The sequence below is a fragment of the Weissella sagaensis genome, from assembly GCF_010306265.1.
GTDB classification, from domain to species: Bacteria; Bacillota; Bacilli; order Lactobacillales; family Lactobacillaceae; genus Weissella; species Weissella sagaensis.
This window is the reverse complement of the sequence record NZ_BLKA01000001.1, coordinates 366,041-379,744: the sequence shown is the minus strand read 5'-3', so window position 1 is coordinate 379,744 and position 13,704 is coordinate 366,041. Positions and strand designations below refer to the sequence as shown.

General features: G+C 36.8%; 13 protein-coding genes. 8 read left to right on the top strand and 5 right to left on the bottom strand.

Annotation, left to right across the window (positions count from 1 at the left end):
• Window positions 1-8: 8 nt before the first annotated feature.
• From G7Y65_RS01955 to G7Y65_RS01940, 4 genes are all read left to right on the top strand, one after another.
• Window positions 9-1,079 (top strand): SIS domain-containing protein, encoded by a 1,071-nt coding sequence (locus tag G7Y65_RS01955; protein ID WP_042492116.1) that lies wholly within the window; start codon window positions 9-11, stop codon window positions 1,077-1,079.
• A gap of 27 nt (window positions 1,080-1,106) precedes the next feature.
• The gene (locus tag G7Y65_RS01950) at window positions 1,107-2,102 is read left to right on the top strand and encodes an SIS domain-containing protein (protein ID WP_042492114.1); all 996 of its coding nucleotides are present in this window, start codon (window positions 1,107-1,109) and stop codon (window positions 2,100-2,102) included.
• A 14-nt stretch (window positions 2,103-2,116) separates the two neighbouring features.
• Entirely contained in the window at window positions 2,117-2,530 is a 414-nt protein-coding gene (locus G7Y65_RS01945) for a PTS sugar transporter subunit IIA (protein WP_042492112.1), read from the top strand.
• 181 nt (window positions 2,531-2,711) lie between these two features.
• Entirely contained in the window at window positions 2,712-4,184 is a 1,473-nt protein-coding gene (locus tag G7Y65_RS01940) for an MDR family MFS transporter (RefSeq protein ID WP_042492111.1), read from the top strand.
• A gap of 165 nt (window positions 4,185-4,349) precedes the next feature.
• Here G7Y65_RS01940 and G7Y65_RS01935 read toward each other — a convergent pair whose 3' ends face one another.
• Window positions 4,350-6,197, bottom strand: coding sequence for an FAD/NAD(P)-binding protein (locus G7Y65_RS01935; protein ID WP_137600365.1), 1,848 nt, complete (start codon window positions 6,195-6,197; stop codon window positions 4,350-4,352).
• On the bottom strand, window positions 6,194-6,856 hold the full coding sequence (locus tag G7Y65_RS01930) for an NAD(P)H-hydrate epimerase (RefSeq protein WP_170999644.1): 663 nt from the start codon (window positions 6,854-6,856) through the stop codon (window positions 6,194-6,196). The genes G7Y65_RS01935 and G7Y65_RS01930 overlap by 4 nt, the downstream gene beginning before the upstream one ends.
• A gap of 138 nt (window positions 6,857-6,994) precedes the next feature.
• On the opposite strand from G7Y65_RS01930, the gene G7Y65_RS01925 reads away from it, so the two are divergent.
• Together G7Y65_RS01925 and G7Y65_RS01920 are read left to right on the top strand one after the other, a co-directional pair.
• On the top strand, window positions 6,995-7,333 hold the full coding sequence (locus tag G7Y65_RS01925) for a hypothetical protein (protein ID WP_042492105.1): 339 nt from the start codon (window positions 6,995-6,997) through the stop codon (window positions 7,331-7,333).
• 116 nt (window positions 7,334-7,449) lie between these two features.
• Window positions 7,450-8,154, top strand: a complete 705-nt coding sequence (locus G7Y65_RS01920; RefSeq protein ID WP_170999638.1) for an MIP/aquaporin family protein — start codon at window positions 7,450-7,452, stop codon at window positions 8,152-8,154.
• 257 nt (window positions 8,155-8,411) lie between these two features.
• Here G7Y65_RS01920 and G7Y65_RS01915 read toward each other — a convergent pair whose 3' ends face one another.
• Both G7Y65_RS01915 and G7Y65_RS01910 read right to left on the bottom strand, forming a co-directional pair.
• Window positions 8,412-8,897, bottom strand: coding sequence for a phosphatidylglycerophosphatase A family protein (locus G7Y65_RS01915; protein ID WP_165314506.1), 486 nt, complete (start codon window positions 8,895-8,897; stop codon window positions 8,412-8,414).
• A gap of 62 nt (window positions 8,898-8,959) precedes the next feature.
• Window positions 8,960-9,877, bottom strand: coding sequence for an NADP-dependent oxidoreductase (locus G7Y65_RS01910; protein ID WP_137600366.1), 918 nt, complete (start codon window positions 9,875-9,877; stop codon window positions 8,960-8,962).
• Window positions 9,878-10,267: 390 nt separating this feature from the next.
• On the opposite strand from G7Y65_RS01910, the gene G7Y65_RS01905 reads away from it, so the two are divergent.
• Window positions 10,268-11,596: an APC family permease gene (locus G7Y65_RS01905; RefSeq protein ID WP_165314505.1), complete on the top strand. Its 1,329-nt coding sequence runs from the start codon at window positions 10,268-10,270 to the stop codon at window positions 11,594-11,596.
• A 106-nt stretch (window positions 11,597-11,702) separates the two neighbouring features.
• Entirely contained in the window at window positions 11,703-12,149 is a 447-nt protein-coding gene (locus G7Y65_RS01900) for a transposase (protein ID WP_042492098.1), read from the top strand.
• Between the two features lie 74 nt (window positions 12,150-12,223).
• On the opposite strand, the gene G7Y65_RS01895 is transcribed toward G7Y65_RS01900, so the two are convergent.
• Window positions 12,224-13,615: an amino acid permease gene (locus G7Y65_RS01895; RefSeq protein ID WP_206222672.1), complete on the bottom strand. Its 1,392-nt coding sequence runs from the start codon at window positions 13,613-13,615 to the stop codon at window positions 12,224-12,226.
• Window positions 13,616-13,704: the final 89 nt, after the last annotated feature.

The window sequence follows — 13,704 nt, the reverse complement described above, 5'->3', positions numbered from 1 at the left end:
GGGATTTTATGAAATCAATTGAAGATTATGTTAATTTAGAGCCTTCATTCTACCAAGGTGTTCTTGATCATTATGATGATTTATTTGTTAGTACAGTAAAAGATGTTGAGGTTACTAAGATAGATAATATTGTTATATATGCAACTGGATCGAGTTCTAATGCAGCTTATGGTGCATTACCATTTATGAGTAAAGTGTTAGGGTTGCCAGTACAGATTCAAGAGCCTTCGATTTCGGAGAATTACTTGATGAATGTCAGTGAAAATTCTTTGAGTATTGCAATTTCTCAAGGGGGACATAGCTATTCTGTTGTGGAATTGGTTCAGCGTTTGCAACAGGCAGGACATGTCGTGTTTTCACTAACTAGTGAATTAGATAGCCCGTTAGCAGAGATCAGTGATCATGTGCTATCTATGGGGATGCCAGTAGAAGAAATGCCTTATGTGAGTGCGGGGTATAGCGTTGTCATTTTAGATTTAATATTAATCTCGCTAACTATTGCACGACAAAAGGGGCAGTTATCGGAAAAGGAAATAAAAGATTATTTACAACAAATCGATCAAATTGTAGAGGCTTTGCCTAGTATTATTTCAAAGTCTACAGAATGGGTAACAAAACAATTATCAATTTTTTCAAATGCAAAACGATTATCATTTGTAGGTTATGGTGCTACGTACGGTGTTGCACGTGAAGGTGAAACCAAGATAACAGAGGCAGTAAGGATTAGCGCATGGGGTAAGGAACTTGAGGAATATATGCATGGACCTTATTTAGGACTTAATAATGAGGATATCGTTATTTTTATTGAACCTAATGGAAAACTGGCTGAAAGGAGTGGCTTGTTAAAGAAGTTTTTGAATCAACATATTCAGCATGTATACACTATTTATGCAAATCATAATCAATCATTGTTAGAACATGACTTGGAATTAGATTTAGAGATTGATGAATTATTAGCATCATTATTTATGACAATACCAGTTCATTTACTTGCTTATCGTTTATCTCAAGAAAAAGGGATAGATTTACAGCATTCAGCATATCCAGATTTTGATAAAATTACGTCATCTAAAATTTAAATAGATATAAAAGGGGAGATTAAAACTATGAGAACTGTAGAAAAGGCAACATTAGTAAATAAAATGAACGGCGCATTAGCATTACGATCAGAAATTAATGATTTTGTGGATAATTTTTATAAGCAAGGGTTTACTAATATATGCTGGTTGGGAATTGGAGGCACATACGCATCATCAATGCAAGCTGTTATTCACATGAAGGAGAAAACAGCCTTAGAGACATTTTATCAAAATGCAGCAGAATATTTAGTAACAGGAAATAAGCGCATTACAGATAAGACATTAGTTATTACGTCATCAGTAACGGGTAATACTGTTGAGGTTGTTGATGCGGTCAAAGAAATTTCTAAAATTGGGGCAACAATTTTAGGGTTTATTGATGATGAAAATGCAGCTTTGGCAAGTATGGTTTCAAAGAGTATCTCATATCCCGAAAATGAACAATTGAAGTTTTTTATGGTAGCAGATCGATTCATGTATTTAACAGGAGAATTTCCTGATTATGAAGAATTTTATCAAGAATTAGACGATCATTTTGCAGAAGATATTGCAAATATTGAGGTAAATGCTGATAAATTGGCAGAACCATTTGCACAACAGCATCATGATGATGACATTCATTACTTTGTTGGTGCAGGTAATCAATGGGGGGCAACATATTCTTATGCTATGTGTTATTGGGAAGAACAACATTGGATTAAGACTCGTGCTATTGAGGCGGCAGAATTTTTCCATGGAATGTTTGAAATTATTGACCGTGATACACCCGTTACGGTGTACGTTGGTGAAGATTCACAACGTCCATTGAGTGAGCGTGTGGCAAAATTCTTACCAGAAATCTGTGGTAACTATACAATTATTGATACTAAGGATTATGAATTACCTGGCATTTCAGAAAAGTACCGTGGTACGTTGTCACCGTTTGTATTCCATGCAATTAATAATCGTATTGATGCTAACATTGAACATATTAATCGTCATCCAATGGATATTCGTCGTTACTATCGTGCACTAAAATACTAATAAAGGAGTGTCGTATGACAGCAGTATTAATTTGTACGCATGGTAATACAGGGGCAGAAATGATAAAATCTGCTGAAATGATTTGTGGTGAACAAGATAATTGTGATGCCGTTCCATTTTTAATGGGACAGTCATTAGATGAACTAAGAACAACTTTAAAGAACACGGTAGAACAATATAAAACTGACGAAGCTGTTATTTGCTTAACTGATTTAAAAGGTGGAACGCCATTTAATACCTTAGTCGCATTAAGTGAGAGCCACGCAAATATGACAGTTATTACTGGTGTTAACATCCCAATGCTATTACAGTTGTTGGTATATCGTAATCAGTTATCAGAAGATGAGTTAATTGATGATATTATAACAACTGGTAAGGAAGGCATATTTAAATTTGAAGTAACCGATGTTGAGGATGATGATTTTTAAAATTTAAAATATCGTTGATTATTAAATTATCTTAGGGGCTAATTGGAAGGAATGCTGCAAATTCTTCTATAAAGCCCCTAAGGTTTTTTATATTGTATTTGTGATAAGTAACCTTGTCGATAATGTTGTCCTTGTGCTACTATTGATTGTTAATGGGATTTATAAAATAGGAGCAAGTGTTTTGGAAAAAGAAAAAACGAATAAAGGAATGGTAACGTTTGCGTTATTTATTGCTACTTTTTTAAGTGCGATAGAAGGAACCATCGTTTCAACAGCAATGCCAACAATTGTTGGTGAGTTGCAAGGAATTTCAATTATGAACTGGGTATTCTCAATTTTCTTAATGATGAGTACTTTGACAACGCCCATTTATGGTAAATTAGCTGATAATATTGGGCGTAAACCTGTTTTTATTAGTGGATTAATCATATTTTTGGCTGGATCAGTATTAAGCGGATTATCAGCAAGTATGCCACAGTTGATTTTTTGGCGTGCAATCCAAGGAATTGGGGCTGGAGCAGTGTTGCCAATCTCGAATACAATTATTGCAGATATTTATCCACCAGAGAAGCGTGCCCAAATAATGGGGATTAATAATTCTGCTTGGGGTATTGCGTCAGTCGCAGCACCTTTGTTAGGTGGTTTAATTGTTGATAACTTTAGCTGGCGATGGGTATTCTTCATTAATTTGCCTTTTGGTGTGTTGTCGATGATATTAATTGTGGTGTTCTTAAAAGAAAGTGCACGTGTTGGTCACAGTCGTTTAGATATTTGGGGGATTGTGTGGTTATCAGTCTCAATATCAGGCTTATTATACGGTGTTGAATTGATTAACAAGACAACCATAAATTGGATTGCTGTCGTAGTTGTTTTTGCGGTAGCTATTATTGGGTTGATTTTATTTATTAGACAAGAAAAACGAGCAGCTGACCCAATTATTTTGCTTGATTTATTTAAAAATCCGACATTTGCCATTCAAAATTTTGCAGTGGGAATGATGTCAGTCTTCTTAATTGCGTTTGATGTTTATATTCCGTCATGGACGCAAGGAATATTGGGCTTACCAGCTACATTAGCAGGATTTGCCACAACGCCTAGTTCACTATTTTGGATTGTTGGATCATTCTTTGCTGGTAAAATGCTATCAAGGATAAGACCACAACAGATTTTGATGATTAGTATGGGGCTATTGGTTGTTGGTGGGACAGTTATGACATTATTGCCAGCAAACGTCTCATTTTATGTATTCTTATTCATGGGAATTTTCTTAGGATTGGGCTTTGGTATTACGGTTACAGGGTCAACAATTATTTCACAAAGTGTTGTTGCACCAGAACATATTGGAATGGCAACATCATTTAACACATTAATCCGTAGTTTGTCACAGAGTATCTTTATTTCAATTTTTGGTATTGTTATGAATCAATCATTGCTACATGGTATCTCACAACACCCCAAGGCACACTTGAATGTGGAAATGTTTAATAAAATGATTAATCCACATACAGTTGATGAATTACCTAATAAGTTGGTACCAGTGATGCATAATATTTATCATTCTGGATTGCAAAATATCTTTATCATTGCAGTTGTATGTATGGCATTAGCGTTCATCTATAACTTGAAGCATCAAGATCAAGGCATTGTGCAATAATAATATAATTTAATAGTTCGTACAATTAAAGCCGAAGATAACTTTTTATACCAGTTATCTTCGGCTTTTTTGATTTACATAAAAGAATCATCACGCCACCGTGTTAACGATTGGCGTGATGATTCTTTAAATGTGTACTAAAAATTATTTTTTTGTTCGCTTTGCTTAATCAAAAATAGTATGCGCAATATTTTCGGCATCAATTAAGTTTTTATCTGAAATATCAGGACGAGGTGAGAAAGTCGTAAACCATGACCATCCCTCTGTTGGAACGCCCCAAATAAATAATCCGGAAACTTCTTGATCATCAACATTAATGGCAGTTAATGTGTCTTTATTCATGCGAGTACCACCCACTGAATAAGTTGTGCCATCTGAGCGCGTGTATGTCGCCTCACTTAATAAACCATGATCACGTAAATTAGCTAACAAAGGATTGTCTGTGTTCGTCAATGAGAGTGCTGACAAATGTGCTTCAACCAAGTTATCAACAGTCCAACGATTATGACGACTATCTGTGACGATATAGTGTGTATCTTGGACGTTAACTTTCAAATCTGGTCCAGCAACGGTTAATAAACCGGCCTCGATTAAGGCACGCATTTGTTCAATACGCAAAATTGGTGGACCAACCGAAATTAATGAATTGAATGGATTGAAGTGTTGCAAGAACTTCTCGTATTCATCAGCATTCAGATAACCAGCATCCAAATAGTGACGAATAACTGAACGAATATCACGCAACATATCAAATGAACCAGCGTAAGGTGCATCATTGTTTCCTTTGTAAGCATCATTGATATCCCATGTTAAGTAATTCATCATGAAATCACTGTATTCAACTTCATCAGGTACATCAGCGACAGGATTAAGAATACGTTGCCAATCCATAATATATTCTTCTGCAACCCCAAATTGGCGAGCAGTTGTATTTAAATCATCACTTTCAGCCAAAGCATCCATGAAGTGATCAGCATTAAATGGCCAAGTGATACCAAAATCATTAATGGTATTACGATAATGCTTATACTCTAATTCTTTTTGTAATAATTTGAAGAAAGCATCGTAAGATAATTGACCATTATTTTCCGCAGCTAATTTATCCAAATTTTTATTTGTAAAGAATGTAGGTTTATAGCCAGCTTTAACTTTTTGATTGATACCACGTGCATGCAATGGTAGACCACGGCGTGAACCTGCAATAATATGAGGCTCATTACCAGAAGGTAGATAATATAAAACGCTATTGTTATCACGAGCGAAACGACCACCACGACCAATGGTTAGTTTGGCTAGATAGTCAAAAAAACTTAACCCTAATCCACGAAGCACAACTTTTTGACGAGCTGGAATGTCATCTAAATTAGCTTCAGCTGGATGAGTTGGCTGGATATAAAGCATATTTTTATTAGCAGTGGCAGCATCAGCAAATGTTTGTTGTTCTGGCGATAGAACGCTATCGGTCATACCAGTTGCCAAAATAACCTTATCAGCAATAAAAGATGTGTCATCATCGAGTACAACAGTATATTGTGTTTCTGTTTGTTTAACATCAACAACTTGTTTACGCTCATAAGACAAAATAACATTACCGGGTACTTGTGTGCCTAAACGCTCATAAAACCATTGTCCGTAAGCACCAAAAAGGGCACGGGATGTAAAACGGTTAGGGTTAATACGGGCAATTTCATCCAGAAAATGCTCTTTATTAATGAATTGGCGGCGCTGGACGTATTCCTTACCATATGTAATGGCCCACTCATAAAAGTTAGGACCGTAAGTGGCTGTGGCAGCATGATTTGGAACTGAAGGATCTGGGAATAATGTTAACTGGCGCGTAACTGTATTCATCAAAAAAGTAGGATCTTGGTCCGGATTCCAAACACGTCCACCAATTGGGAAATTATCATACAAGGTAATGTCAACGGGTTCTGTAATGCCTTTGGCATAAGACATAAGGCGTTCCAATAATGTTAAATTACGTGGTCCGGCACCGACTAAAACTATTTTCATTGGGTGCTGCTCTCTTTCTTAAAATTTGATAGTTCATCTGGTGAATAAATACCAATATCTTTGACGTAGATATTACCAGATCTTTTAAGGCCTTCGTTTTGCAAGAGGCCTTTTTTAGGATAGGCAAAAGTGACTGTTGCAGTGGCACGAATAGCTGAACCTAAAATACTACCAGTTGTTGCATGTAAACCTGAAGGAATATCAATGGAGACAACGGGGATGTTGGCTGAATTAACACGCTTAATCATATCGCCAAGCTTAACTGGTACATGTTTTGATAAGCCGGCACCAAATAAGGCGTCAACAATAACGGTGTAATGACGGAAATCACGCACGCGATTATGTGGTGTGATACCATAGTTACGAGCAATGTCTAATTGTTTGGCAGTATTAGGTGCAGCACGATGCTCATCCCCTAATAATAGTAGGTCAACATTAACGCCTTTTTGGGATAACATGCGAGCGACCGCAATACCGTCGCCACCGTTGTTTCCTAAACCAGCAATGATGAGTACATTAGATAAATCAAAAGCACCAGCACCTAGCACATCAATAACAGACATAGCTGCTCGTTCCATCAAAACTAGTGGATGGACACCGATTTCATCAATGGTGTAGTGGCTAAACCGTTGCATTTCTTGGGCAGTGACTGACTCAATCATGAAAAGCAACCTCCTTGTAAATTTTATATTAATAATCAATTATAACGTTCAGTGTTTATTATATCGCAACTGACTGTTAAAATGTTTCTAGTACAATATTTTTTAACATAAAGTAAGAAAAAGAGAGGAGAGATTATGGATATGCAAAAAATTCCAGAAGACATGCAAGATGTTCGCGACCGAGTTGCGTTAATGGCAGGTCGTGGATTTCCCGTATCTGAAGAAGATGTCATTAAAGAAGCATTAAAAGCCGGGTTCCAATCCATTGTTGATGAAAAAATGGATGGGAACTATTATACTGTGCGTTGGGATGAAAGTTTTAATGCGTTACAAGTGTTTGGTATGGATAATGAATTAATTGGATCAGCTGTGCCAAAAGAAGGTAGTGCTAGCTTTATTGAACAATTTGAAGCAAATGCAACTAATACTTGGTATGCCTTAGATAAGGATGCTTTAAAAATTATTGGCCGTTAAATTTAAAAATTAGTTAATAAAGCTGATTTTAAGTGCAATAATGTTATATAGTTAGTGTTAGTTTATTTATTTCGTTATAAAACGAAGGAATCTCATTTAAGGAGCAATTATTAATTATGGAAAGTAATATGCGTAAATACCTAGCGGAGTTCTTTGGAACTTTGATGTTGGTCGCTGTAGGTACTGGTACTGTTGTATTGGTTGGCCTACAAACAGGTCCACTTCCAGTTGCATTGGCATTCGGTATCGCTTTAGCAGCCGGTGCTTATGCCTTTGGACCAATTTCAGGTGGTCACTTTAACCCAGCTGTTTCTTTGGGTGCTGCCATTAATGGTCGTATCACTTGGGGCGAATTTGTTGGTTATGTGATTTCACAACTAATCGGTAGTCTTGCAGGATCAGCTCTTGTTTGGGCAATTATGCAAAGCGTTGGTGCCAACGCCACAATGATCAAGCAAGTTGGTTTTGGTCAAACTGATTATACAGCACCTGTATCATTTATTGGTGCATCTGTTATTGAAATGATTTTGACATTCTTGTTTGTTCTAGTTATTTTGATGGTAACTTCAAAGAAGGCTTCAGCATCTTCAGTTGCTGCACCAATGATTATTGGTTTGACATTGGCTGCATTGATTACAGTAGGTGTTTCAGTTACTGGTGCTTCATTGAACCCTGCACGTTCATTTGGACCAGCAATCTTCTTTGCAATGTTTGGATCAGCTACAGCTTTGACACACATTGCTGCATACTTCATCGGACCTTTGGTTGGTGGCGCACTAGCTGCACTAGTTGCTAAGTATGGTCTTGGATCAGAAGAATAAAAAATATTTATAAAATAAAGCCATGGCGAACAGAAATGCGGTGTACCGCAAAATGTTTGCCATGGCTTTTTTTGTATACTTGTTGCTTATATTGTCCGTCAAAGCGAAAATTATATCCGTTCTTTTTTAAACGCGATAAACTACCAGTCCGTCAAAAATAAATGACAAATATGTCACACACCTTCGCGTCGCTACGGCGAAGTGCCACATTTATCACTTATTTTAGACTCCAAAACGGTAGTTATATCCGCTCTTTTTTAATCATGTGCAATTCTTGCTTCCGATGCTGCTACTATTGCCGCCACGATGTCGTCGATGAAAGTATTTACACGGCCACCATTGTGTTGTTCAGCATTTAGTTGACCAATGATGCCTGGTTTGGTGCGATCTAGGTAACCAAAGTTGGTCCATGAAATCGTACCGTATACGCCAAGGATAGACATGACTAATTGTTCATCAATACCATAGGTTGAATGGTCTTGACTAATACGGTTTTGCAATGGCTCAGGTAACTGATTTGCTTGAGCAAGATCATCAATTGCCAAGCCGGTCATAATGGCATCTTGGACTTCAGTTTTGTGTAGGACATGTTTGATAGAATCAAGCGCATCTTCATGCGTCATATCTGGGATATGGTCCTTTTGACCAGCAACGGTCAGATCAGCAATGGCATCTAATGTCACACCACGGTCGGCTAGCATTTTGACAACATCTTCGTAATAATCGCGTTCAGTAAATAACATTTTTTTGGTAAACTCCTTGTTTAATGATGTCCTTATTGTATCAAATATAACAAAGAAAGTTATCATTCAGTCATTGTTAAAATTGTTTTACCTTGTAAGGAATGCTGGCGAGCCTGCTCATGCACATCACGTAGATTTGCTAACGTAAATGGTAAGATTTGACCAATCCGAATTGAAATTTTACCAGCAGCCATGTCATTAAATAAAGCCTGTAGATTAGGACGTTTACCATCAGAATAGGTGCTGGCAGCATCTATGTCAAATTCTGCAATGGCAGCATCATCTAAACCGGCTAAGCTACGTAATAGGCCACCTTTCTTCAAAATTTTAGCTGATTGTATTGAGACTCGCCCACCGATGGTATCTAATACCGCATCAAAATCAGATAGTTCATTTTCATAATCAGTGTGATAATCAATTGGCACCACATTACCTAATGACTTTAAGTAGTCAAAATCAGCCGGTTTGGCAGTTGCAAAAACTTGCGCGCCAATATTTAGTGCAGCCTGAATTGCGACTGAACCGACAGCACCTGCACCACCCTGAATTAAAACTTTTTGATCTGATTTAACATTTAAGTCGCGATGAATCATTTGATAACCAGTTGCAGCACCGATAACGGCTGCAACAGCATGCGCGTCATCAATGTTATCAGGAACTTTAGTAGCTGCTGATTGCCCGACAGGTACGAATTGTGCGTATGTTTTTTGATGGCGCGTTGCAGCAACCCGATCGCCAACTTTAAAATCAGTGACGTCTTCACCAACTGCAACGACTTCACCAATCACACTAGACCCGGGAATTAGTGGCAAGGACTCAGAAGTTCCCATGTTGCCAGCGATGAATTTTACATCATATGGATCAATTGCAACGGCATGATTTTTAACTAGTAATTGCTTTTTTAATAATTTAGGTATTTCTGTTGTAATGGTCGTCAGTCCAGTGACTGGACCATATTGATTAAGTTGAATAGCTTTCATGATGAATACCTCCTGATATTTATATACAACAATAGTTTAACTTAAATTCCTTTTTAGTGGCATAATAAAGAATAAAATCTGTATGATAAATTATTGATAGCTATTTTTTTGATAAAAATAAAAAGCAATAAAAAAACAGTTGCCAAACAATATGGGCTGTGATAACTTATGTATATACTAAATCACGAACGAAATGAGGACATATTATATGAATGAACGTAGTTTAAAATTTAATATGATGACGTCCTCTAACCTGACTGTATTACCAAACAGTTGGGTATTTTGAAGTGGTTAATTATCGCTGACGAACGCCATTCAACTTGGTAATACAGATTTACTGTACTTATCCAAGTTGAATGGCGTTTTTATTTTACATTAAGGAGAAGGTGTATGGAAGCAGGAAAAAATGAGTTAAGGCGTTCGATGGGTGTGTGGACGGGAATTTCAGTGGTGATTGGAACTGTAATTGGTTCTGGTATTTTCTTTAAGCAAGGGCAAGTTTTAGAGACAGCAGGTAGTACTACTGCTGGTTTAACAGCCTGGTTTGTTGGTGGTGTTATAACTTTAGCAGGTGGTTTGACTGTGTCAGAAGTTGGTTCAAGAATTCCTGAAACGGGTGGCATTTACATTTATATGAAGAAATTATATGGGGAATTTGTAGGATTTTTGACAGGGTGGACCCAAGTTGCAATTTATGCACCAGCAATTATTGCTTCAGTAGCTGCTTATTTTTCACAGTTATTCGCAAATTTTTTTGGTATACCCATGGAGTGGGTACCATTAATTGGGATTATAACGGTTATTTTAATTACGGCAATGAATTCATTGGATAACCGGATTGCAGGAGCCTTCCAAGTTGCAACAACAAGTATCAAATTAATACCAATTGTTGCCCTCGTTATTTTTGGTATCTTTTTTGGTAAAGCTGATGCTTTGGGTCAAACGGTAGCGCATGTCACATCAACGGCATCAGGTAATTTTGGGTTAGCAATCTTAGCAACACTGTTTGCTTATGATGGCTGGGCAACACTAGCTAATTTAGGTGGTGAAATAAAAAATCCTAGTAAGAATTTACCAAGAGCGATTATTTTTGGTTTGCTAATTGTCATTTTAGCTTATGTTGGTGTAACATACGGTATTTACCAAGCGTTACCAGCAAATCAAATTGTTGCATTAGGCAGTGAAGTACCATACACGGTTGCGAAACAAGCGTTTGGACAGGTAGGCGGTAAACTAATCGCAATTGGTATTTTAGTCTCAATGATTGGTACGTTAAATGGTAAAATGTTAGCTTTCCCACGAATGGTTTATGCAATGGCTGAAGAAGGCGTTTTGCCACGTTATTTAAAGCGAATTAATCAGGCAAAAGAACCAATAGCAGCTCTATGGACGACAGCTGGTTTGGCAATGGTGCTGATTATTTTGTCAGGTGCTGATTGGTTATCAGATATGGCTGTGTTTGTTATTTGGCTATTTTATGCAGCAACATTTTGCGGCATATTTATTTTAAGGGCAAAGGATCGTAAACAAGGAATTACATTAGATGCAAATACCTTTAAAGTCCCTTTGTATCCCATAGTACCTTTAGTTGCAATTGGTGGCGCACTATTTGTCTTGATTAATACTTTAATCGCTAGCTTCTCAATGGTATTAATTTCTTTTGTGTTTGTTGCATTAGGCATACCAGTTTATTATTATTATCAATTTAATAATAAATGATAATTGTTTGTCTTTCTGTGCAAACGGAATATGTAAATTTGCCTGTTTATTGTAAAAGTATGCGATAATAAATATACAAATATAAATGAACAGGGAGTATATCAGGATGGGAAAATATCATGTGACAAATTATGAACAACTGTCGTTTGATGATTTTAATCAACCAACTGGTTTACCAATTAATCAAAATAATCGATGGGTTGTGCGTGCTGACAATATGCCATGGCATGATTTGGAAAAGCAATATGCCATGGTTTTTAAGAGTAAACGTGGTCCTAAACCGTTACCATTTCGTTTAGTATTTGGCGCATTAATGATTCAGCAACTGTTAGAATTAACGGATGAGGAGACATTAGAGCAAATCAAAGAAAATCCGTACTTACAATATTTTGTTGGTCAACCGGGTTATGTGTATGAACGGCCATTTAGTTCATCAACATTAAGTCGTGCACGGCAACGAATTGGTGATGCAGAAGTTTTGGCAATGGTAAATGATATGGAAGCGTTAATGGCGCAAAAAGGTATTAATTCTAAAATTGGTCGACAACATTAGTCATAATAGATAAAATTAAAAGCTCTGTACTTACCAATGTGACAAGTACAGAGCTTTTAGTTAATAGATTATTTTTAATCATTGTGCGACTTACGTGCTTGAATAAAGTAAATAATTGAAAGTAAAATCAAAAAACCAGCACCAATACTTACAGAAATACGAGTATCGGGATTAATAAACATAAAGATAACAATAATAATCAATGATAATAAAGCAATGTAATTTGTTATTGGATAAAGTGGCATTTTAAATGGATGCGTTGCCATCAAATCCTTATTAGCAGCTCTAAAACGTAATTCAGAAACTAAAATAACGAACCAAGGAACCATACCTGGTAGCACACTAGAACTATAAACTAAGACAAATAAGTTAGCAGTAGATTTGCTATAAGCTGAAAAAACCGTATTTAGAATAAGACCAAGTAAAATACCCCCAGAAATCGCAAAAATTGAAATGTAAGGCACTTGATGTGATGAAATTTTAGATAAGGCTTTGGCTGTTTGACCATCCCTTGATAATTTAAATAACATACGACTTGAGCTGTAAATACCTGAATTAGCACCTGACATAGCAGCCGTTAAGACTACGAAATTAATAATACCAGCAGCACCAGAAATACCAACCTTAGCAAAAGTTTCAACGAATGGTGAACCAACAGCGTCTAGTTGATTCCAGGGATAGATAGTGACGATAACAAAAATAGCCCCAATATAGAAAATCAAAATACGCCAAACAATTGAACGAACCGATGAAATAATTGCATGTTTAGGATGTTCTGCCTCGCCAGCAGTAATCCCAAGCACTTCAATACCTTGATATGAACCAACGACAATTGATAATGCAAAGATGAATCCTTTAGCACCACCTGTAAAGAAACCACCGTGTGCCCATAAATTAGATAGACCAATGGCATGCCAATTATTACCTAATCCCAAGAAAATGACCATCAAGCCAAGAACAATCATTAAAATAATGGTGATAACTTTGATCATTGCAAAATAAAATTCCATCGTACCATATGCTTTGGCAGAGGCAAGATTAGCTAATGTTAACGTAGCAATCACAATAATACCAGAAATCCAGCCGGGCAAATGCGGCCACCAATAATTAAGATAAGTACTAACAGCAACAACTTCACTAATACCAACGACAATATATTGGAAAACATTACTCCATTTTGTCAGATAACCAGCTAAAGGATGAATGTAATTTGAGGCGTAGTCAGCAAATGAGCCAGTTGAGGGATTTATAAAAATCATTTCGCCCAAAGCACGCATAACTAGATACAACAAAATTCCCACGAAGGCATAAGCTAGTAGCACTGAAGGGCCGGTCCATTGGATGGTTGAAGTTGATCCCATAAATAGACCGACACCAATGGTACCACCCAAGGCAATCATTTGCATTTGGCCACCCGTTAAGGAACGTTTTAATTCTAATTCATCTTTGCCCTGTTTCTCTTTCATAAACCTTCTCCTTTTTGTTTAAAAAGTATACAAAAAACCCATCCAATTAACCTGCACCGCTAAAAAGGGTGTCGAGCTGATTGGATGGG

Coding starts and splice junctions, on each gene's coding strand:
- G7Y65_RS01955 (WP_042492116.1), top strand. CDS start 9: ATGAAATCAATTGAAGATTATGTTAATTTAGAGCCTTCATTCTACCAA.
- G7Y65_RS01950 (WP_042492114.1), top strand. CDS start 1,107: ATGAGAACTGTAGAAAAGGCAACATTAGTAAATAAAATGAACGGCGCA.
- G7Y65_RS01945 (WP_042492112.1), top strand. CDS start 2,117: ATGACAGCAGTATTAATTTGTACGCATGGTAATACAGGGGCAGAAATG.
- G7Y65_RS01935 (WP_137600365.1), bottom strand. CDS start 6,197: ATGAAAATAGTTTTAGTCGGTGCCGGACCACGTAATTTAACATTATTG.
- G7Y65_RS01925 (WP_042492105.1), top strand. CDS start 6,995: ATGGATATGCAAAAAATTCCAGAAGACATGCAAGATGTTCGCGACCGA.
- G7Y65_RS01920 (WP_170999638.1), top strand. CDS start 7,450: ATGGAAAGTAATATGCGTAAATACCTAGCGGAGTTCTTTGGAACTTTG.
- G7Y65_RS01915 (WP_165314506.1), bottom strand. CDS start 8,897: ATGTTATTTACTGAACGCGATTATTACGAAGATGTTGTCAAAATGCTA.
- G7Y65_RS01910 (WP_137600366.1), bottom strand. CDS start 9,877: ATGAAAGCTATTCAACTTAATCAATATGGTCCAGTCACTGGACTGACG.
- G7Y65_RS01905 (WP_165314505.1), top strand. CDS start 10,268: ATGGAAGCAGGAAAAAATGAGTTAAGGCGTTCGATGGGTGTGTGGACG.
- G7Y65_RS01900 (WP_042492098.1), top strand. CDS start 11,703: ATGGGAAAATATCATGTGACAAATTATGAACAACTGTCGTTTGATGAT.
- G7Y65_RS01895 (WP_206222672.1), bottom strand. CDS start 13,615: ATGAAAGAGAAACAGGGCAAAGATGAATTAGAATTAAAACGTTCCTTA.